Genomic DNA, 19,443 nt, shown 5'->3' on the forward strand with positions numbered 1-19,443 from the left:
GGCGATGAACGAGCGCATCAGTAAAACCGAGTTGATCGCCTTGCCGCCCATTCCGGCGAAGCGCTATTTCACGATCGGCGAGGTGAGCGAGTTGTGCGGCGTCAAACCGCATGTATTGCGCTACTGGGAGCAGGAGTTTTCCCAGCTCAAGCCGGTCAAACGACGTGGCAACCGCCGCTATTATCAGCACCATGAAGTGCTGCTGATACGCCGCATCCGCGAATTGCTGTATGAACAGGGCTTTACCATCAGCGGCGCGCGTAACAAACTCGACAGCCGTGGCGCATCGCATGTCATCGCCGATGAGCTGCCAGTGCTGCCGGCCGTGCCCGTCGTGCCGCAGGAAGCGCCGCTGGACCGCGTGTGGATACGCAATGAATTAATTGCGATTTTAAACTTGCTAAAATAAGATTTGTACCAATATAGGTCGGGTTGTCCGATACCGCTTGACTATACTGCATGGTACAAGCCCTGGCGCTGCCGGTATCGTACGGCACGCCATGTTTTGAATATAATGTTAATGTTGCGTTTTTGTTAGTGACGCTAGGCCGGAGCAGCGTTCAGGTTCCGGTAGTCTTTCCCAGGCCAGGAAAATTTAAGGGGAAACAATGATACGCGTTGCCATTTGTGATGATCACCAAATAGTACGAGCTGGATTCAAACAGATTTTTTCGTCGTCAAGCGATTTCAGTGTGGTGGCGGAAGCCGGTACGGGGCGCGAAGCGCTCGATATCGCCCGCCGCGAAATTTGCGATGTCTTGCTGCTCGATATCGCCATGCCCGATCAGAGCGGCATCGATACCTTGCGCACGATCCGCCAGGGCCAGCCGGAATTGCCCGTGCTGATCCTCAGCGGCTATCCTGCGCAGCAATACGCGCTGAACCTGTTCAAGATGGGCGCGAATGGCTATCTGAACAAGGAATGCGAAGCGGACGAGCTGATGACGGCCGTGCGCACCGTGTTCCAGGGACGCCGCTACGTCAGCTCCACCGTGGGCGAATTGCTGGCGCAGTCGTTCGACCGCGATACGAATGCCGCACTGCACACGGAATTGTCGGACCGCGAATTCCAGGTCTTCCTGCGCCTGGCGCGCGGCGCCACCGTGTCCGATATCGGCGTGGCCTTGTCGCTGAGCATCAAGACGGTGAGTACTTACCGTACGCGCATCATGGAAAAAATGGGCTTGCAATCCAACAGCGACTTGACCTATTACGCAATGAAAAACAATTTGCTTGACTAGCGTTGCGGTGCGATCATGGAAACATGATCGCTCAGCCAGCTGGCCAGCACGACTTGTGCAGTGCAGCAGTCTGTGGCGAGGACTATAATTGGCCGGCGCCGGCGTCTTCTCCCGCGCCGAACCTTGCTAAGGATGCACATCAGGATGTATTTCACCGCTGAACCGGCCCCGAATCACCGCCTGCCCCTGTACAAGACGATCCTGTGCGTCACTTGTGCCCTGCTGCTTGTACTCAATGGTTTCAGTCTCTTCCATAACTTGCAGTCGCTGAAGGGCACGAACGCCTTGCTCAGCCAGAGCGCCCGCGTGGCCGACCGCCTGCAGTACTTGAACGTGCTCGTGCTCGACGCGGAAAGCAGCTTGCGCGGCTATTTCATTTCCGGCTCCGAAACCTATCTGGGACCGTCGAAGACGGCATCCACGGAAATCGAAAACGAATTCAACGAGCTGCAAACCTTGCTTGCAGGCAGTCCCACCCAGCTGAAGAACCTGGGCCAATTAAAGAGCTTGATCCGTCGCAAGATGTCGATGCTGCAACAGTCTATCGATGTCTACAAGCAGGGCGGGCTGGCTGAAATCGTCAACATCTCCCGTGTCACCGATGACCGCGCCACCATGGACGAGATCCGCCTGCAGGTGGTGATCATGACGCGCGAGCAGAACGAGGCACTGTCGACCGGCAGCGCCGCCTTTTACCATGAGTACCAGAAAGCCGTGCTGCTCGGCATCGGCATCAATGCCCTGGCCATCCTCGTGCTGATCATGTTTTACCAGCTGGTGCGGCGCAGCTTCCAGAACCGCGCGGCCGTCGAGTATGCATTGCAGAATGCCAATGACACCCTGGAATCGACGGTCAGCAAGCGTACCGAGCAGTTATCCGTACTGTCGCGTCATTTGATCAGCGTCAATGAAGTGGAAAAGGCGCGCCTGGCACGCGAACTGCACGATGAGCTGGGCGCCAACTTGACCTCGATCAGCATGGACCTGGGTGCCGTCACGCAGCAACTGGCACATACGCAGCCGGAACTGGCCGCGCAATTGCGCCGCGCCAAGGCCACCTTGCTGGAAACGGTGGAACTGAAGCGCCGCATCGTCGAAGACCTGCGCCCGAGCCTGCTGGACAATTTGGGTTTGTGCGCCGCCATCGAAAGCTATTGCGAGGATTTTGCGCGCATGAGCTCGGTTCGCTGCGAAACGGACGTGGCCATCAATATCGACAACCGCGAAGCGACCTTGACGATTGCCCTGTTCCGTATCGTGCAGGAATCGCTGACGAATATCCTCAAATATGCACGGGCCGGCATGGTCAGCGTGACCTTGAAGCGCAACGAGCACGGCCTCGTGCTGCGCGTCATCGACGACGGCATCGGCATCACGGACGATGCGCTGCAAAAACCCATGTCGCACGGTTTGCTGGGCATGCGCGAGCGGGCCTTGCTGCTGGGCGGCACGCTCACGGTGCGCCAGGGGCCGGAAGGCAAGGGGACGTGCGTGGAAGCCGTGATTCCGCTGCCGCTGACGCCGGAGCCGGAAGACATCGATGCGGATGCCGAGGCGTAATTTTCCTTGAGACAAAAAAAAGGCCGGGCATGCAGCCCGGCCATTTTTTATTTATCTTGCCTGATCAGCAGCGTGAAACGTCGCGCAGCAAGCGGTCATATTCCGTCTTGGCAACTTTATAGCACTCGCCCGCATAGCATTCCAGGCCGGCGCGGTCCAGCACCGTGATATTGCCGCGGCGGTAATGAATCAAGCCTTCTTCCTGCAGCTTGCCGGCGGCGGCCGTGATGCTTTCGCGGCGCACGCCCAGCATGATGGAGATCAGCTCTTGCGTGACTTTCAATTCGTTCGATGGCGAACGGTCCAGGCGGTCCAGCAGCCAGCGGCACAGCTTTTGCTCGATCGAGCTGTGGCGGCCGCCGACGGCGTTCTGCGCCATTTGCGCAAACAGGGCGTTGGTGTAGCGCATCAGCAGCTGGGGCAGGGCGCCGCCCTGGTTGAAGGCGTCGCGCAAGCTCTGCGTTTTGAGGCGGTAGCCGTAGCCGGCGCTTTGCACGACAGCCGTGCACATGGCGCGCTCGCCAGCCAGCAGCGAGGCACCGGCCACGCCTTCATGGCCGACGACGGCGATTTCCGTCGTGGCGCCGTCTTCCATGACATACAGCAGGGAAATGATGGCGGTGGTGGGGAAATAGCTGTATTCCAGGTTATTGCCGTAGGCATACAGTTCCTTGCCGAAAGGCAGTTCCACCAGTTCCAGGTCTTCGAACAGCGATTCGAGCGCGGCGCGCGGCAGGGCGGCCAGCAATTCATTCTGTTGGGCACTGCTGAGGCTGACCCGCGACGCAAGCTTGATTTCCCGTCCGGCCGCCGGCATGGCGCGCGGCAGCAACTGGCTTTTCTGGACCGGGGTGCTAAGTTGAGTATGGTTCATGGTATTTCCTCACAGGCTTTTTACATCGGAGTGCGATTGCCGCGTTGCCGGTCGAAGAAGCGGCTGTCTCCATTTGGTGACAGCGTTTTTTTCGACCGCGCGGTGCAGATCGCGATGTAGCTACTTTAAAAGCTTATGTAAGTGGCGAACATAAGATTAGCAGTCGCCACTTTGTAGTCTCATTTGAGGCGAAATTGTAGTCCTTGTCCTACGTGCACACTTTTGACTAGCTAGCCTTGCGCCGTTCTGCGCGATTTTGTGATATGACGCGCGGCTTGTTGGCGCTCCACAGGCCGGCTGGACGCACGCTGGGCAAGCCGTCGCGCACGGTCGCCGCGGGTGCCTGGCGCGTGGCTGGCGCCTCGTGTTCGCCCAGGCGGAAGCGGCTGACGGCCTGCGTCAGCGCCTCGCCTTCCTGGTGCAGGCGCTGCGAACCGGTGCGCGCCTCGTCGACCAGGCCCGCGTTCTGGCGCGTCATGTCGTCGATCTGCGCCAGCGCCTGGTTGATGCGGGCGATCTCGCCATTCTGCTCGGCACCGGCGCTGCTGATGCGTCCGATCACCACGGCAACTTGCTGCACGGCATCGACGACTTGCCGCATGGTGCTGCCCGCGGCATTGACCAGGTCGCCGCCCGCATCGACGGTGGCGACGGAATCGCCGATCAGGCGCTTGATTTCCAGCGCCGCCTCGTTCGAGCGCTGCGCCAGGCTGCGCACCTCGGCCGCGACGACGGCAAAGCCGCGCCCTTGCTCGCCCGCGCGCGCCGCTTCCACGGCCGCGTTCAGGGCCAGGATATTCGTCTGGAAGGCGATGCCGTTGATGACGCCGATGATGTCGACGATCTTGTGCGAGCTGGCCTTGATCGAGGCCATGGTCTCGACCACGGCGCCCACGGTGTGCCCGCCGCGCAGGGCCACGTCGGCCGCCGTCGCCACTAGGGTGCGGCCCTGTCCTACGTGGGCTTCGTTGCGGCCCACGGTGGCCGTCAGCTCGCGCATCGAGTCCACGGTGGCCCCCAGCGCGTCCGCTTGCGTGGCCGTGTGGCCGGACAGGGCCGCGTTGCCCTGGGCGATATCGGCGCCGGCGGCGGCGATGACGGCCGCGCCGCCGCGGATTTCCTGCACCAGGGTGGCCAGGCCGTGCGTCATGGCGCCGAAGTCGCGCACCAGGTCGCCGATTTCATCGTGCGCCTGCGAGGTGATGCGCTGCGACAGGTCGCCCGCCGCCGCCGCGCCGACGGCCACGCGCAATTGCGTCACATCGCGCGCGAAGGCGGCATAAAAGCCCGCGCACAGGTAGGCGGCGGCCAGCAGCACCAGCAGCATGGCGGCCAGGATCAGGCCGCGGCGCGCCTCGTCGCGGGCGATGCGCTGCGCCAGCAGGCTGTCCAGGGCCGTGGCGGAGGCGCCGGACAGCGCGTGCAGGGCGTCGATCGCCTGCATACCGGCCGCGTGGAATTGCGCGCCCGACGTCTGGTCGTAGGAATTCGTCACTTCGTTCTTCGTGCGTTCCAGGAAGGCGAGAGCTGCCGGCACGGCTTTCAGGGCCGGCTGCAGACTGGCCCGCAATGCCGGCTTGGCGGCGAGGATTTCGTCGTAGCGGGCCGGCAGGCGTTCCAGTTCGTGGCGCGCGATCAGGGCGTTGGCGTTGACGAGCTGGTCTTCATTCGCTTCGAACAGGCCCGTGTCGATGTAGGCGGCGCCGCGCCCGCCGATGTCGGACAGGCTCTCGGCCAGGTCGGGCAGGGTGGCGGTAAATACGGCGCTCAGGTGGTTGGCGCCCGCGTCCGGGTCCAGGCTCAGGTGCGAGCGGTCGGCCACCAGCTGGCCCAGCTTGGCCGCCTGGCGCAGCAGCGCCGTATGCGCTGCATAGCTGTCGCGCGCCGCGAGGCCCGCCTGGCGGCCCAGCAGCGCTTGCCACTGCTTCGTCAGCTCGGCCGCCTGCGGCAGGCCGGCGCCGGCCGGCAGGCGCGCCAGGGCCGCCAGCGCGGCCGTAATGCGCGCATTGACGGCCGTATTGTCCATGCCCGCCTTGCCGCTCAGGCGCAAGTGCTCGAGGCCGCGCCGCTGCTGCAGCAGGCGCGTGCCTTCCTGCAGCTGGCGCACATAGGCCACGCCCCGCTGCGCATCCTGCGCCTGGGCCAGCGATTTGCCCAGTTCCGAGATCAGCAGGGTGGTCGCCAGCGCCAGCGGCAGCAGGAAGACCAGGCAGACAAGCATGAATTTGGGCAGCAGGCGCAAGCGCTGCATGAGTCGGACGGCGGGGGTGAGGAGCATTTTCATCGGGTTTCCAGGGTAGGGTGACAACATTTCTGCAGTGCAATGTTGCCTGCGGATTGTGACCCCTTGATGAACTGCGCGGCTGCTTGGCCAATTCGCGCAGCCGATTTTGCCGTTCGCCAGAGTGAAGCAGTTCACACGGAAGGCCGATCCTTCTGTAAAATCGAGGGTTTTTTGCGAGGGCCATATTATGGTCACCAATATGGCCAACGAGAACGACATCAACACCCCCGATTCCACCGACAGCGCGGACAATGCCGCGGCGCCAGCCAGCAGCAAGGCGCCGGCCGTGATCGCGCGCGAAGTGCAGCGCCGCCGCACCTTCGGCATCATTTCGCACCCGGATGCGGGTAAAACCACGCTGACGGAAAAACTGCTGCTGTTCTCGGGCGCGATCCAGATGGCCGGTACCGTCAAGGCACGTAAATCGGGCCGCCACGCGACGTCGGACTGGATGGAGATCGAGAAGCAGCGCGGCATTTCCGTCGCTTCCTCGGTGATGCAGTTCGAATTCCGCGACCACGTCGTCAACCTGCTCGATACCCCGGGCCACCAGGACTTCTCGGAAGATACCTACCGCGTGCTGACGGCCGTCGACTCGGCGCTGATGGTGATCGATGCGGCCAAGGGCGTGGAAGCGCAGACGATCAAGCTGCTGGCCGTCTGCCGCATGCGCAATACGCCCATCGTCACGTTCATGAACAAGATGGACCGCGAGACGCGCGATCCGCTGGACCTGCTCGACGAACTCGAATCGGTGCTGAAGATCCAGTGCGCGCCCGTCACCTGGCCTATCGGCATGGGCAAGAACTTCCGCGGCGTGTACCACCTGCTGAACGACGAGATCATGCTGTTCAAGGCGGGCGAGGAAAAGGCCGACGGCGCCTTCGAAATCATCAAGGGCATCGACAACCCGCGCCTGCAGGAGATGTTTCCGCTGGAGATGGATCAATTGCGCATGGAAGTCGAATTGGTGCACGGCGCCTCGAACCCGTTCAACCTGGAGGAATTCCTCTCCGGCGTGCAGACGCCCGTGTTCTTCGGTTCGGCCATCAACAACTTCGGCGTGCGCGAGATTCTCTCCGCGCTGGTCGACTGGGCGCCGGCGCCGCGCCCGCGCGACGCGACCGTGCGTTCCGTCGATCCGACCGAGCAGCCATTCACCGGTTTCGTCTTCAAGATCCAGGCGAATATGGACCCGGCCCACCGCGACCGCATCGCCTTCCTGCGCGTGTGCTCGGGACGTTTCGAGCGCGGCATGAAGGTCAAGCACTTGCGCCTGGGGCGCGAGATCAAGGTGTCGAACGTGGTGACCTTCATGGCTTCCTCGCGCGAACAGGTGGAAGAAGCGTACGCTGGCGACATCATCGGCTTGCCGAACCATGGCAACATGCAGATCGGCGACAGTTTTTCCGAAGGCGAGATGCTGACGTTTACGGGCATTCCGTACTTCGCGCCCGACTTCTTCCGCTCAGTGCGCATCCGTAATCCCTTGAAAATCAAGCAGTTGCACAAGGGCTTGCAGCAACTGGGCGAAGAGGGCGCGGTACAGGTCTTCAAGCCGGTGCAGGGCGGCGAACTGGTACTGGGCGCCGTCGGCGTGCTGCAGTTCGAAGTGGTGGCCAGCCGTTTGCTCAACGAATACGGCGTCGACGCCGTGTTCGAAGGCACCAGCATCAGCAGCGCGCGCTGGGTCAGCTGCGACGACAAGCGCATCCTGCAGGATTTCGAAAACGCGCTGGGCCACAACGTGGCCTACGATGCGGCCGGCAACATGGCCTACCTGGCGACATCCGGCGTGAACCTGCGTTTGACGGAAGAGCGCTGGCCGAAGCTGACGTTCCACGCCACGCGCGAGCATTCGGCCAAGCTGGCTTGATGAATATCAAGTAGGTGACAGGGGCAGAACCAGCGGTTCTGCCCTTTTTTTACGCCGGCAGGATCGTGCGCGTGCTCCAGTCGCGCCGCTCCAGCAGCAATGCCGTCAGCTGCGCCGCTGTCATCGGGCGCGCAAAGAAGAAACCCTGCACGTTGTCGCAGCCGGCCGTTCTCAAAAACTCCACCTGCTGCAGCGTTTCCACGCCTTCGGCCACCACTTTCAGGTGCAGGCTGTGCGCCATGGCGATGATGGCCGTGACGATGGCTTCGCCCTCGCCGGGCAGGTCGTGCACGAAGCTGCGGTCGATCTTCAATTGGTCGATCGGCAGGCGTTTTAAATACGACATCGACGAATAGCCGGTGCCGAAATCGTCGATCGACAGGTGGATGCCCGTTTCCTGCAGGCGCCGCATCAGTTCCACGTTGGCGTGGACGTTGTCCATCAGGACCCCTTCCGTGATTTCCAGCTCCAGCAAGCCATGCGGCAGCTGCGTTTCATGCAGGATGGCGCGGATATCGTCCATCAGTCCCGGGTCGCGCGCCTGGCAGGCCGACAGGTTGACGGCCACGTGTTCCAGCGAATCGAGCAGGCCCGCCTTGCACCAGCTGGCAGCCTGGCGGCAGGCGCTTTGCAGCACCCAGCGTCCCAGGTCGACGATGATGCCGCTTTCCTCGGCCACGGGGATGAATTCGGCGGGACTGAGCTGGCCCATTTCGCGGCAGTTCCAGCGTATCAGCGCTTCCACGCCGACGATGCGCCCGCTGCGCAGGTCGATCTGCGGCTGGTAGTGCAGATACAGTTCCTCGTTCTGCAGCGCGCGGCGCAGGTTCGCTTCCATGCGCAGGCGGCGCTGGGCGCGCAGCTCCATTTCAGCCTTGAAGACGGCGTAGCGGTTCTTGCCCTGGTGCTTGGCGTGGTACATGGCCGTATCGGCATTGCGCGTCAGGGTGGCCACGTCCTGCGCATCGAACGGATACAGGCTCACGCCGATGCTGGCGCTGACATACAGCTGGTGGCCTTCGAGGTCGAACGGCGCGGCCAGCACGGCGAGGATCTTGCGTGCCACGCTGGCCATTTCCGAAGCGTCGTCGGCCGGTTCGACGATGACGACGAATTCATCGCCGCCGATGCGGCAGATGATGTCGGTGCCGCGCAGGATGGCCACCAGGCGTTCGGAGACGAGCTTGAGCAGCTGGTCGCCGCAGTGGTGGCCCAGGGTGTCGTTGACCACCTTGAAGTTGTCCAGGTCCAGCAGCAGCAGGCCCACGCTGCTGTCCTGGCGGTCGGCGCGCGCCAGCGCATAGGCCAGGGCGTCGTTGAATTCATGGCGGTTCGGCAGCTGCGTGACGGGATCGACGTGGGCCAGGTAGTGCAAATGGTTTTCCGCATGCTGGGCGGCGGTGCGCGTGCGGCGCACCATCAGGAACGTCAGGCCGAACGCGCACAGGCAGACCAGCAGGGTGAAGGCGGCAAATTGCCCCAGGCTGGCGTACAGCGGCGCCAGGCTGGCGCGCAGGTATAGCGCGCCGCCGCCGGGCAAGGCCTTCAGGATGGCGGCGCTGCCGTCCAGATAATCGGTGTGCATGCCGCTGCGCGGCGCCGCGGGCACTGCATCGCTGCTGCTGCGCGCATAGCGGACAATCGGCGTGCCATAGGCGTTGTAGAGCAGTGCTTGCCGCAGGTGCGGGGCAGCGGGGAGGGAAGCGAGAAGTTGCTGCGCTGGCAGACGATTGTCCTGGCGCAAGGCCTGGGTGGCGGCGGGCGCCAGCATGTCGGCCTGGATGCGCAAATCGCGCTGGAAAGATGCCTGGAGGGAAAACAACTGGAAGAGGATCAGCAGCATGCTGGCCATGGCCAGCATGGCCGCCGCAGCCAGCAAGTTCAGCCGGGCTATCCGGTCGCCGCGCAACTGCACGGAAGGCAGCATCAAGGGCGCCATCATGACGCTGTCTCCTTCCGGCCCCGCTTGCCGCCGCCCCGTGTGATCCCGCCTCGCCCTGCCATACTTTACGTTCCAGTCTGATGAAAACCGAAGTGAGCCGGAACTCTCAACGTGTTGCTAAGTGTTGCTAAGGCCGACATATTGTCATTTTGCCGCGTGAAAGTACAGGGCGCGCGGCAATTTAATGTCCATGCCACACGCCGGTGGCGGCAATGAAGGCGACAAGATCAGCGGAAAAGGCGGGGCATGTCTTTCTAATAATAATGCAAGCTGAATTTTAATCCTTTTTTTGGCGGCAGGTTTTTTCCCCTAAAAACATGCTACCGGTAAACAAAATGTCATGAAGAATAACTTGAGTACCCCCGGCCATCCCGGCGCGGATTAACTTTTTCTCCGTATGGTCCATTGCAAGTCATTGATTTTAATAAATTTTAATGAAGAATGCGAGAACGCTATGGCCTTGCTCCGCGAGTTCGTCCATAATCCGCTGATGATGGACGTTCTGATGCTGTTTATTTTGTCTGCCGCGGCCAAGCAAGCTGCCGCCAGCAAAACCGGACGTCGCCCTAATGATCAATAGTGAGGATATCTTGGAAAAAAAACCAAAAATTATTTTGTCGTCACAGGACCTGGAACGACTGGAAGCGTTGTTGTATGCCTTGGGCAATAACTTGTCGCCGGACAAGGCCGCCTTGCTCGATGAGCTGGGCCGTGCCGAAGTGCTCGAGCCGCAGGAGATTCCCCCCACCGTCGTGACGATGAATTCCACCGTGCGCTTCACGGTGGAAAACAAGGAGGAATTCTGCCTGACGCTCGTGTATCCGAAGGATGTGGAAGGCCAGGCCGACCGCATTTCCGTGCTGGCGCCCGTCGGCAGCGCGCTGCTGGGCCTGTCCGTGGGCGACAGCATCGCCTGGCCCATGCCGGGCGGCGTGGTAAAGGTGAAGATCGAGGAAATCGTCTACCAGCCCGAGCGGGCCGGCGAATACCACCGCTGAGCGCGGCAAGCAGTAACGGCGGACGGCGCCTGCCGTTCGCCTGCCAGGCCGTGTTTCCAATAGTCAACTATTGCGTTGCACGCGCACCACCAGCCATCCCGCCACGACGGTAAATGTGACGATGATGGCGACGATGATCCAGAAGCCCTGCGGGTGCTGGGCCAGCGGAATTCCCCCCACATTCATGCCCAGCATGCCCGCGATGATGTTGATCGGCAAGGCCAGCACGGTGACGATGGTCAGCACGAACAGGCTGCGGCTGTTTTCCTCGTTGACGCTGGCGGCGATCTCTTCCTGCAGCAGCTTGATGCGTTCCTGCAGCGAGGACATATCGCTGAGCACCACGGAAAATTCCTCCGTCGACTGGCGCAATTCCAGGCTGTCCAGCTCCGACACCCATGCGGGCGGGCGCTGCAGCAGGCGGAACAGGGCTGCCGGTTCCGGCGCCAGCAGGCGCTGCAATCGCACCAGCACGCGCCGCATGCCGCCCAGGTCTGCGCGTTTCGGCACCAGGCGTCCGGCCAGCAAGTGGTCCTCGATATCGTCGACCCGCGCCACGGCATCGCGCACGATGTTGACCAGCACGTCGGCCTGGTCGCGCAGCAGGTGGATCAGCAGTTCCACCGACGAGCGGATCGGCTCGTGGTTCTTGATGACGGCCTGGCGCAGGCGCTCGATCGACTGCAGCGGGGCGCGGCGCGCCGTGATGACGAGGTTTTGCGCCACGCTGGCCCACATGGTGGAAATGTCGGACGCCTCGAACGAGAAATTGTGCACCACATCGTTGACCACGGCGATCAGGGTGTTTTCCGCCTGTTCGATGCGCGTCGAGCGCGAGCCCTGGTGCAGGGTTTCATAGAATTCACCGGCCAGTTGCGTATGCGCCATCAGCCATTTTTCGCTGGCCGCATGCGATAGATTAAAGTGCAGCCAGACGAATTCCTGCGCCGGCCGCGCCGCGCCGTCGGCCAGCCAGGCCAGTGCGGCCGTCGAGTCGAGCGCCAGCGGCTGCGCTTCGCGGCCAAACAGGAAGCCCCAGACCAGGCCCGAGGTGTCCGAGCCGTAGGTAAAACCGGCAGTTTCCATCGCCATCGTGAATCTTTCTCGCGCAGTGTGATTGTTCGTCGCGCGATTTTAATGGACGGATATGTCGGGAGAATGACAAGGCCACCGCGATGGGTGGCCTTGGCGGGGACTACAGTCGAGTATTAATTGCGATGGGGATTATCGGGCCGGCGGTCGTCGCGGTTCGGTATGCCGTCGCCGTCACGGTCGTGGCGGTTGCCATTGTCGCGGTCATAGCGGTTGGGAATGCCGTCGCGGTCGCGGTCGCCGTTCGGGCCGCGTGGCGACCAGCGGCCTTGCTCCATCTGCCAGCGGCCGTCGCGCTGGTTCCAGGCGGGCGGCGCATACACGTAGCCGGGGCGTTCGGCGATCCACACGCCTGGCGTCCAGGCGTAGCGCTGGCTGCGCCATTCCCAGTGGCCGGGCGCCCAGATGTAGCCGTGGCGGGCGCGCGGGATGGCTTCGCGGCGTGGCGGCGGCGGGGCGATGCGGATCTCGTCATAGCGCACGGGCTGCACCTGTGCGGCGACCCAGCCGCCACGGTCCAGGCGCCAGCGGTTGTTCTCTTGTATCCAGGCGGCGCGGCGGTACTGGTTGCCGCCCCGTTCGCGCAGCCATTCGCCATTGTTCCAGACATGGCGCTGGCCATCCCAGTTCCAGTAGCCGGGCGCCCAGACATAGCCGGCGCGCGGCGCGGGCACGCTTTCAAACCGTGGCGGAGGCGGGGCGTTGCCGACGACAATGCTGACGCCGAGCTGATTCTGTGCCATGGCCTGCGCGGGCAGGAGGGCCGCGGTGCTGATGGCAAGCATGGCTGCTGCGTAGAGTGCGATGGGTTTCATGATGTGCTCCATTTCGGTGATTGCGTGAAATGGACTATAGGCGCTTGCTGGCGGATTTTCGCCTTTGATTCAACTTATTACAATTGACACAATGCTGTGTGTCCGTGTATCCGTGGCGGATACAAATGGCGGCCTGGCGCGGCGGTCTTCAAACTGGCGCCAGGCGGCGTGGGGGGCGTCATGCGTGGCTCACAGGGTGCTGGCGGTGGCGTTGCCCAGCAAGGCTTGCCGTTCTTCGATCAGCGAGATTTTCTTTTCCTGTTCCGTCAGGCGCTTGGCGCTGACCACCACGACGGGGATGGCGCTCGCCTGTGCTACATCGGCCGTTTTGGCAACCGATGGCTGCATGAAGCTGACGTAGCTGGCGCCGCAGGCGATGGCGACGGCGACGGTGAAGATGGCTTCCATGTTTTTCAGGGCGTTTTTTTGCGTGTTCATGATGGTTCCTTTCGGGGGGCGGGTGGGTATGCATGCACTGTAGCCAAGGGCGCGCCTGCCCGCCATGCGCATGCGACCAGCCGTGGTTTTGGCGGGATGGCCTGCAAAAAAACGGCGCTGAAATGCCGGCGGGGGCGGCCCGTGATCCGACGGCTGGAATTGAGGGCTAAATAGCCCTGTATCCGGGCATATGAATGCAATTGCCACATGGCATTATTTGACACTGCGCGATGTGGCGTGCGCCGCCGGCGCTCCTGCTAGAATCGCTACGGTAGCCAGCGCGCGCAATCATTCTCATCAGGAGTCACATATGTTCCAATTGTTTGGTTTTGGCGGCGCCCGCTGCCCGCGCTGCGAGCACAAGAACGGCGCTGCCGCCGGCTATTGCGCGCAATGCGGCTTGTCGCTGGGCGCCCCCGACAGCGACGCGGTGCTGCATGCCAATCAATGGCATCTTGCTGATGGGCAACTGGCTCTGTTCTTCGGCGTGCGCGAGCTGTCCTCGCTGTTCGGCAGCGCCGCGCGCCGCCTGCAGGTGCCCGCCGAGTCGCGCGCCTGGATCGTGCAATCGGACGCTTTCACCTTGATACCGGCCGGCGACTACGACAGCGCCGCCTTCTTCGCCCGCCTGCCCGCGCTGCTGCCGGCGCGCCCGGCCGAAGTGCTGATCGCCCGCGCCGGTGCCGTCAGCCTGGAATTCGATCTGCCCGGGCTGGCCAGCACGGAACTGCTCAACGTCGCCGCGTCCTTGCGTATCGATATCGCGCTGGGCCAGCCCGATGCGTTCGCGCGCCAGTTCATGCGCGCGCCGGGCGCCGTCACGCGCGCCCACCTGCACGCCTTGTTGCTGCCGTCCGTGCGCCAGATTGCGCTGGAATTCATCGGCAGCCGCGCGCTGGCCGAGATGGATGCGAATGCGGACTTGCGGCCCGAATTGAACGAACGCCTGCAATCGGCCCTGACGCAGCGCCTGGCGCCTTCCGGCCTGGCCGTGGCGCGCGTGGAAACGCTGAGTTTGCGACACGACAAACGCGACGGCAACGGCGATGCCGCTATCGGCACCTTGTGGCTGGGCGGCTTGCCGGCGCAGGAGCTGGAACAGCACAGCCTGGAGCGCATGAAGCAGCTCGACCAGCTGTATGACGAGGAAGAATGGCAGCGCATCCGCCGCGAAGAACTGGCGGCGCGCCATGCGCACCGCCGCGCCGAACTGCGGCAGGATGCGACGCTGGAAAAGGCCGAGCTGGGCCACCAGGAAGCGGAGCGCCTGCAAGCACTGCGCGGACGCCAGATCGACCTGTATGGCCGCATCCTGGAAGCGAAATCGCGGCGCCAGGCGCTCGACCACGGCGCCGCGCTGGCGCTGGGCGAGCTGGAACAGGAGCTGGCGCAGAAGGGCGCGCAGCGCGCCGATGAAGCGGCCAACTGGGAGCACGTGCGGGCGCTGGCCGCCATCAAGATGCGCAGCGAGCTGGAATTGTCGCAGCTGCATGGGCGCGAACAGATCCAGCTGGCGCAGCAGCGTTTTACGCATCAGGTGCACTTGCAGTCGATCGCGCAGCAGGTGGAAAGCGCGCTGCTGATCGATGATGAGACGGGACGCCGCACCCAGCTGGCGCGCCTGCGCCAGGCGGAGGCGGATGCTGCCCAGCGCGAGGCGCAGCTGGAGGCGGAGCAGCACCAGGCGGCCTGGCAGGGCCTGATGCTGGCGAATGCGGCGCGCAAGCGCGAGGCGGAGCGGGTGCAGGAATGGGAAGACCAGATGCAGCTGGCGCGCCAGCGCGAATTGCTTCGCGCCGAGGCGCACAAGGACGAGGCGGCGCAGGTGCAGGCGGTGGAAATCGCGGAAAAGGTCGCGGCGCTGCGGCGCGGCGGCGCGCGCGAAGAGGCCATCGCGCAGCAGGAAAAACTGCTGCGCACCATCGAGGCGGACGGCGTGCACGCGCGCCAGATGCAGCAGCAAACGCAGCTGGCGCAGCTCGACGCGCTGGCCATCGAGGAGCAGCGCCAGCAGCTGCGCCAGCTGGAACAGGAAGCGCAATGGCAGCGCGACTTGCTGGCCATGGCGCAGCAGCGCGAAAGCGATTACGCGCGCTGGAAGGGAGAATATGAAGCCTTGCTGGCGCAGCAGGCGCATGCGGCCGAACTGGCGCGCATCGACATCGACTGCATCGAGAAAATCGGCTCGCTGAGCGACACGGGCAAGGTGGCCATGGCCGCCGGGCAGAATGCGGCCGCGCTGGCGCAAGTGCTGAAAGTGCAGCTGCAGGCGGGCATGAGCGCCGAGCAGATCCACGCGCTGGCGGCGCTGGCGGCGGCCGAGAACAGCGTCGCGCCGCTGGACGCCATGCGCATGGCGCAGGACAGCGTGGCGCAGGAGCGCAGCTACCTGGAAGGCCAGGCGGAGCGCGAACGGCGCCAGCAGCTCGACCTGATCAACCTGCAGAACGCGGCGCACGCGCACGGCCTGTCGGCGCAGGCGCAGCTGGGCGTGGCCGTGGCGCAGGCGCTGCAGCCTGGCGCGGCCTCCGCCGCTGCCGCGCCGGCGCGCTGCAAGAATGGCCATGCGCAGCGCGCGGGCCACCCGGAAGATAAATTCTGCGCCGCCTGCGGTGTCGCCCTGCAGCCTTGATGGAAGCGTTTCACCCCAGATGATGCAAAAAGCACGAGACAAACTGCGGGAACTGCGCGCCCTCCACGACGACGGGCTGCTCAGCGAGCAGGAATTTGAACGCCGCAAGAACGCCATTCTCGACGCCGAGTACGCGCCGCCCGGCGCGGCTCCCGCGGCCGCGCCGTTGCCCGTACGCCAGGGCACGGAGCTGGGTTTCATGACGGGCCAGGAAATCGGCCCGCAAAACCGCCGCTACCGGCTCGAACGGCTGATCGGCACGGGCGGCATGGGGCAGGTGTGGCAAGCGACCGACCTGGCCACGCACGCGGAGCTGGGCAGCAGCGAAATGGTGGCGCTGAAGATCCTGCCGCCGCAGCTGACGCAGAGCGCCACGCATGCCAAGCTGCTGATCGAGGAAGCGACGCAGGCGCGCAAGCTCGCGCATGAAAACATCGTGCGCGTCTACGAGTGGGCGCAGGACCCGGCCACGGCCAGCTATTTCATCATCATGGAATGCCTTGATGGCGAAGACCTTGAGCATTACCTGGGGCGCCAGGGCGCGCTGCCCCTGTCCACCGTGCAGCAATTGCTGCAGCCGGTGGCGGACGCGCTGTCGTATGCGTGGGAAAAGCACAAGCTGGTACACCGCGATATCAAGCCGGGCAATGTCTTCCTGACGGCGAAGGGCGACGTCAAATTGCTCGACTATGGCATCGCATCGCGCGTGCGCAATGCGGACAGCAGCCTGGCGCTGGAGATGCCAAATGCGGGCACGCACGGCTACCGGGCGCCCGAGGCCGGCGCCAACCAGCGCCAGCCCAGCCCGCGCCTGGACGTGTATGCGGTGGCCGTGATGATTTACCAGATGCTGGAAGGGCGCATGCCGTTCGACGATGCGCGCAGCGCCAGCCATCTGCCGTCGGCACCGCAAGCGCTGAACGCGCAACAGTGGCAAGTGCTGCAGAACGGTTTTTCGCTGACGCCGGAATTGCGCCCGCAATCGGTGCAAGCCTTGCTGGAAAATCTGGAACGGGCGGCCGGGCCGTCGCCCGAAGAACTGGCGGAGCAGGCGCGCCAGCAGCAGGCGCGCGCGGCGCAGCAGCAAAAGGAGGCGGCGCTGGCCGCCGAACAGGCCCGCGAGGAAGAGATCAAGCGGGCCCGGATACGCCAGGAAGAGCTGGACCAGCGCCGCAAGGCGGAAATCCAGGCGGCTGCCCTGGAAAAGCAGCGGCAGGATAAACTGCGCCGCGAGCAGGAGGCGCAGCGCCATTTCGAGGCGGAAGAGGCGCGCAAGCTGCGCAAGGAGGCACTGCGCGGCCAGCTGCGCGCGCGCCGCGAAGCCGATGCGGCGATGGCGCTGCAGGAGCACCAGGAATTGCAGCGCAAGGCCATCGTCGCCAAGGCGGAAGCTGCCTACCGCGCGGAGCAGGAACGGGCGCGCCGCGAGGAGGCCAGCCGCGCCGCCGCTGTCCCCGCGCCGGCATCGGCGCCAGTGCCAGAGCAGGAGCACGCGGAACCGGTGGCCAATGCGGAAGGCATCCTGCGCGACGATTTCCTCGATGGTTCGGGACAGGGGCCGGAACTGGTGCTCATTCCCAGCGGCCGTTTCCAGATGGGCGCGCACGAGACGGAACACAAGGCCGCCATCCAGGCCGGCTCGCAGCAGGCCTGGCTGGAGCGCGAAATGCCGCAGCACTGGGTCGGCATCGAACGCCCGTTCGCGCTGGCCCGGCATCCCGTCAGCGTGGGCGAATGGCGCGCCTTCGTCAAGGCGACCGGCTGGGCGGGCGGTTCCGAGACGGACTGGGACAATCCCGGCTTCGTGCAGAACGACCAGCATCCGGTGGTGGGCGTGAGCTGGAATGACGCGCAGCTGTACCTGGCGTGGATGAGCGAGCGCACCGGGCGGCAGTACCGCCTGCCCAGCGAAGCGGAATGGGAGTACGCCTGCCGCGCCGGTACGCGCACGGCCTTCAACGTGGGCGACACCATCAGCACCGAGCAAGCCAACTATGATGGCCTGTATGTGTACAACGGCGGCCCGCGCGGCGTGTACCGGGGCGGCACCACGCCGCTGGGCAGCTTCGCGCCGAACTCCTGGGGCCTGTTCGACATGCATGGCAATGTGTGGGAATGGGTGCAGGACGTGGTGCACGACAATTACGCAGGCGCGCCCGTCGACGGCAGCGCATGGGAAGAGGGCAGCGACAGCAGCCGGCGCATCCTGCGCGGCGGCTCCTGGCTGTACCACCCGCGCTACCTGCGCTCGGCCCTGCGCAACGGTTTTTCCACCGTGCTGTCGAACGATATCGTCGGCTTCAGGGTGGCGCGCACGCTCGATTAGGCAAGTTGGCAGGGAGCGGGCTGCGCCAAGCGGCCAAACGGTGTAAATTGTGGCTTTCCAAACGCACCAAGGAACGCCATGACCATCAAAGCCATCCGCGACCAGTCGCAAGCCATGCGCCACATCGTGCACGTGCGCGATCACATCATTTCTGCCGACGCCTCGGTGGAGGAGGGCGGCGGCGATGCCGGCCCGTCGCCGCACGACCTGTACGACGCGGCCCTGTCGGCCTGCAAGGCGCTCACCGTCGTCTGGTACGCCAGACACAAGGGCATCCCGCTGGAACACGTGGAAGTGTCGACCGAGCGCGATGCCAGCGAAGAGCGCAAGGGCGTGTACCGCCTGGCCGCTACCCTGCACCTGACGGGCGAGCTGACGGATGCGCAGCGCCAGGAATTGCTGGCCGTGGCCGGCAAATGCCCGATCCACAAGCTGATGACGGCCGTTACCACGGAAATCACGACGGTGCTGGCATGAGCGCGGCCATCCTGAAAAGCCACGAAAAGGACCTGGGCGGCGGCTTCGTCGTGCGGCGCCTGCTGCCTTCCGCCGTCAAACAGGCCGTCGGCCCCTTCATCTTCTTCGACCATTTCGGCCCCATCGACGTGGCGCCCGACGCCGACCACGACGTGCGCCCCCATCCGCATATCGGCCTGGCCACCGTCACCTATCTGTTCGAGGGCGCGATCGACCACCGCGACAGCATCGGCTCGTACCAGCGCATCGAACCGGGCGCCATCAACTGGATGACGGCCGGGCGCGGCATCGTGCATTCGGAGCGCACGCCGCACGACCTGGCCGGCCAGCCGCACCGCACGCACGGCTTGCAGCTGTGGGCCGCGCTGCCGAAGGCGCACGAAGAGGATGAACCGAGTTTCACGCACACGCCGCAGGCCGACATTCCCGTCGTGGCGCTCGATGGCGCCGTCGTCAAAGTGTTGATCGGCACGGCGTTTGGCCAGACCTCGCCCGTGCGCACCTACATGCAGACCTTGTACCTGGACGTGGCGCTGCAGGCGGGGCGCACGTTGCGGCTGGAAGGCTTGCCGGCGGAAGCGGCGATTTACCCGGTTAGCGGGGAGGTGCTGGTCGATGGCGTGGCGCTGGTGCCGCACACCATGGCCTTGCTGGAGGAGGGTAAGGTGCCTGTCGTGACGGCAGGCGGCGGCCCGGTGCAGTTCGTCGTGATCGGCGGCGAGCCGCTGGACGGCCACCGCTTCCTGTTCTGGAACTTCGTCTCGTCGAGCAAGGAGCGCCTGTCGCAGGCGGCTGACGACTGGAGCGCCCAGCGCATGGGACAAGTGCCGGGCGAGACGGAATTCATCCCGTTGCCGAAGGCGCCATTGCGCCCGGCAAGCTAGGCAT

15 protein-coding genes are annotated in these 19,443 nt (G+C 64.2%); 9 read left to right on the forward strand and 6 right to left on the reverse strand.

Annotated features, from left to right (window positions below):
* Positions 1 to 4: 4 nt before the first annotated feature.
* The 3 genes from IGS61_RS09365 (at position 5) to IGS61_RS09375 (ending at position 2,801) form a co-directional block, all read left to right on the forward strand.
* Positions 5 to 409 (forward strand): MerR family transcriptional regulator, encoded by a 405-nt coding sequence (locus IGS61_RS09365; protein ID WP_230539340.1) that lies wholly within the window; start codon positions 5 to 7, stop codon positions 407 to 409.
* A gap of 199 nt (positions 410 to 608) precedes the next feature.
* Positions 609 to 1,241 (forward strand): response regulator, encoded by a 633-nt coding sequence (locus IGS61_RS09370; protein ID WP_034783185.1) that lies wholly within the window; start codon positions 609 to 611, stop codon positions 1,239 to 1,241.
* A gap of 144 nt (positions 1,242 to 1,385) precedes the next feature.
* Positions 1,386 to 2,801 (forward strand): sensor histidine kinase, encoded by a 1,416-nt coding sequence (locus IGS61_RS09375; protein WP_230539341.1) that lies wholly within the window; start codon positions 1,386 to 1,388, stop codon positions 2,799 to 2,801.
* A gap of 64 nt (positions 2,802 to 2,865) precedes the next feature.
* On the opposite strand, the gene IGS61_RS09380 is transcribed toward IGS61_RS09375, so the two are convergent.
* Positions 2,866 to 3,675 (reverse strand): Crp/Fnr family transcriptional regulator, encoded by an 810-nt coding sequence (locus tag IGS61_RS09380; RefSeq protein WP_230539342.1) that lies wholly within the window; start codon positions 3,673 to 3,675, stop codon positions 2,866 to 2,868.
* Between the two features lie 226 nt (positions 3,676 to 3,901).
* Positions 3,902 to 5,959 carry a methyl-accepting chemotaxis protein gene (locus IGS61_RS09385; protein WP_230539343.1) on the reverse strand — a complete coding sequence of 686 codons (2,058 nt, stop codon included), beginning with the start codon at positions 5,957 to 5,959 and terminating at the stop codon, positions 3,902 to 3,904.
* A 199-nt stretch (positions 5,960 to 6,158) separates the two neighbouring features.
* On the opposite strand from IGS61_RS09385, the gene IGS61_RS09390 reads away from it, so the two are divergent.
* Positions 6,159 to 7,835, forward strand: coding sequence for a peptide chain release factor 3 (locus IGS61_RS09390; protein WP_230539635.1), 1,677 nt, complete (start codon positions 6,159 to 6,161; stop codon positions 7,833 to 7,835).
* A gap of 49 nt (positions 7,836 to 7,884) precedes the next feature.
* Here the strand turns inward: IGS61_RS09390 and IGS61_RS09395 are convergent, their stop codons facing one another.
* Positions 7,885 to 9,777 carry a putative bifunctional diguanylate cyclase/phosphodiesterase gene (locus tag IGS61_RS09395; RefSeq protein WP_230539344.1) on the reverse strand — a complete coding sequence of 631 codons (1,893 nt, stop codon included), beginning with the start codon at positions 9,775 to 9,777 and terminating at the stop codon, positions 7,885 to 7,887.
* A gap of 590 nt (positions 9,778 to 10,367) precedes the next feature.
* Between IGS61_RS09395 and rnk the strand changes: the two genes are divergently transcribed.
* Positions 10,368 to 10,775 carry a nucleoside diphosphate kinase regulator gene (rnk, locus tag IGS61_RS09400; protein ID WP_162835757.1) on the forward strand — a complete coding sequence of 136 codons (408 nt, stop codon included), beginning with the start codon at positions 10,368 to 10,370 and terminating at the stop codon, positions 10,773 to 10,775.
* Between the two features lie 63 nt (positions 10,776 to 10,838).
* Here the strand turns inward: rnk and IGS61_RS09405 are convergent, their stop codons facing one another.
* The 3 genes from IGS61_RS09405 to IGS61_RS09415 form a co-directional block, all read right to left on the reverse strand.
* A complete protein-coding gene (locus IGS61_RS09405) occupies positions 10,839 to 11,867 on the reverse strand; it encodes a transporter (protein WP_230539345.1) in 1,029 nt (342 codons plus the stop codon).
* Positions 11,868 to 11,983: 116 nt separating this feature from the next.
* Positions 11,984 to 12,682 (reverse strand): YXWGXW repeat-containing protein, encoded by a 699-nt coding sequence (locus tag IGS61_RS27940; protein ID WP_329958048.1) that lies wholly within the window; start codon positions 12,680 to 12,682, stop codon positions 11,984 to 11,986.
* Positions 12,683 to 12,871: 189 nt separating this feature from the next.
* A complete protein-coding gene (locus IGS61_RS09415; RefSeq protein WP_230539346.1) occupies positions 12,872 to 13,120 on the reverse strand; it encodes a hypothetical protein in 249 nt (82 codons plus the stop codon).
* Between the two features lie 310 nt (positions 13,121 to 13,430).
* Between IGS61_RS09415 and IGS61_RS09420 the strand changes: the two genes are divergently transcribed.
* The 4 genes from IGS61_RS09420 to IGS61_RS09435 all read left to right on the forward strand — a co-directional run bounded on the left by IGS61_RS09420 (position 13,431) and on the right by IGS61_RS09435 (position 19,439).
* Complete coding sequence (locus tag IGS61_RS09420; RefSeq protein ID WP_230539347.1) at positions 13,431 to 15,752, forward strand: hypothetical protein; 2,322 nt, start codon at positions 13,431 to 13,433, stop codon at positions 15,750 to 15,752.
* 19 nt (positions 15,753 to 15,771) lie between these two features.
* Positions 15,772 to 18,078 carry an SUMF1/EgtB/PvdO family nonheme iron enzyme gene (locus tag IGS61_RS09425; RefSeq protein WP_230539348.1) on the forward strand — a complete coding sequence of 769 codons (2,307 nt, stop codon included), beginning with the start codon at positions 15,772 to 15,774 and terminating at the stop codon, positions 18,076 to 18,078.
* Positions 18,079 to 18,156: 78 nt separating this feature from the next.
* Complete coding sequence (locus tag IGS61_RS09430) at positions 18,157 to 18,555, forward strand: OsmC family protein (protein ID WP_230539349.1); 399 nt, start codon at positions 18,157 to 18,159, stop codon at positions 18,553 to 18,555.
* Positions 18,552 to 19,439, forward strand: coding sequence for a pirin family protein (locus tag IGS61_RS09435; protein WP_230539350.1), 888 nt, complete (start codon positions 18,552 to 18,554; stop codon positions 19,437 to 19,439). The genes IGS61_RS09430 and IGS61_RS09435 overlap by 4 nt, the downstream gene beginning before the upstream one ends.
* The last annotated feature ends 4 nt before the right edge of the window (positions 19,440 to 19,443 follow it).

The sequence above is a fragment of the Janthinobacterium sp. FW305-129 genome, from assembly GCF_020858115.1.
Classification (GTDB): domain Bacteria; phylum Pseudomonadota; class Gammaproteobacteria; order Burkholderiales; family Burkholderiaceae_D; genus Janthinobacterium.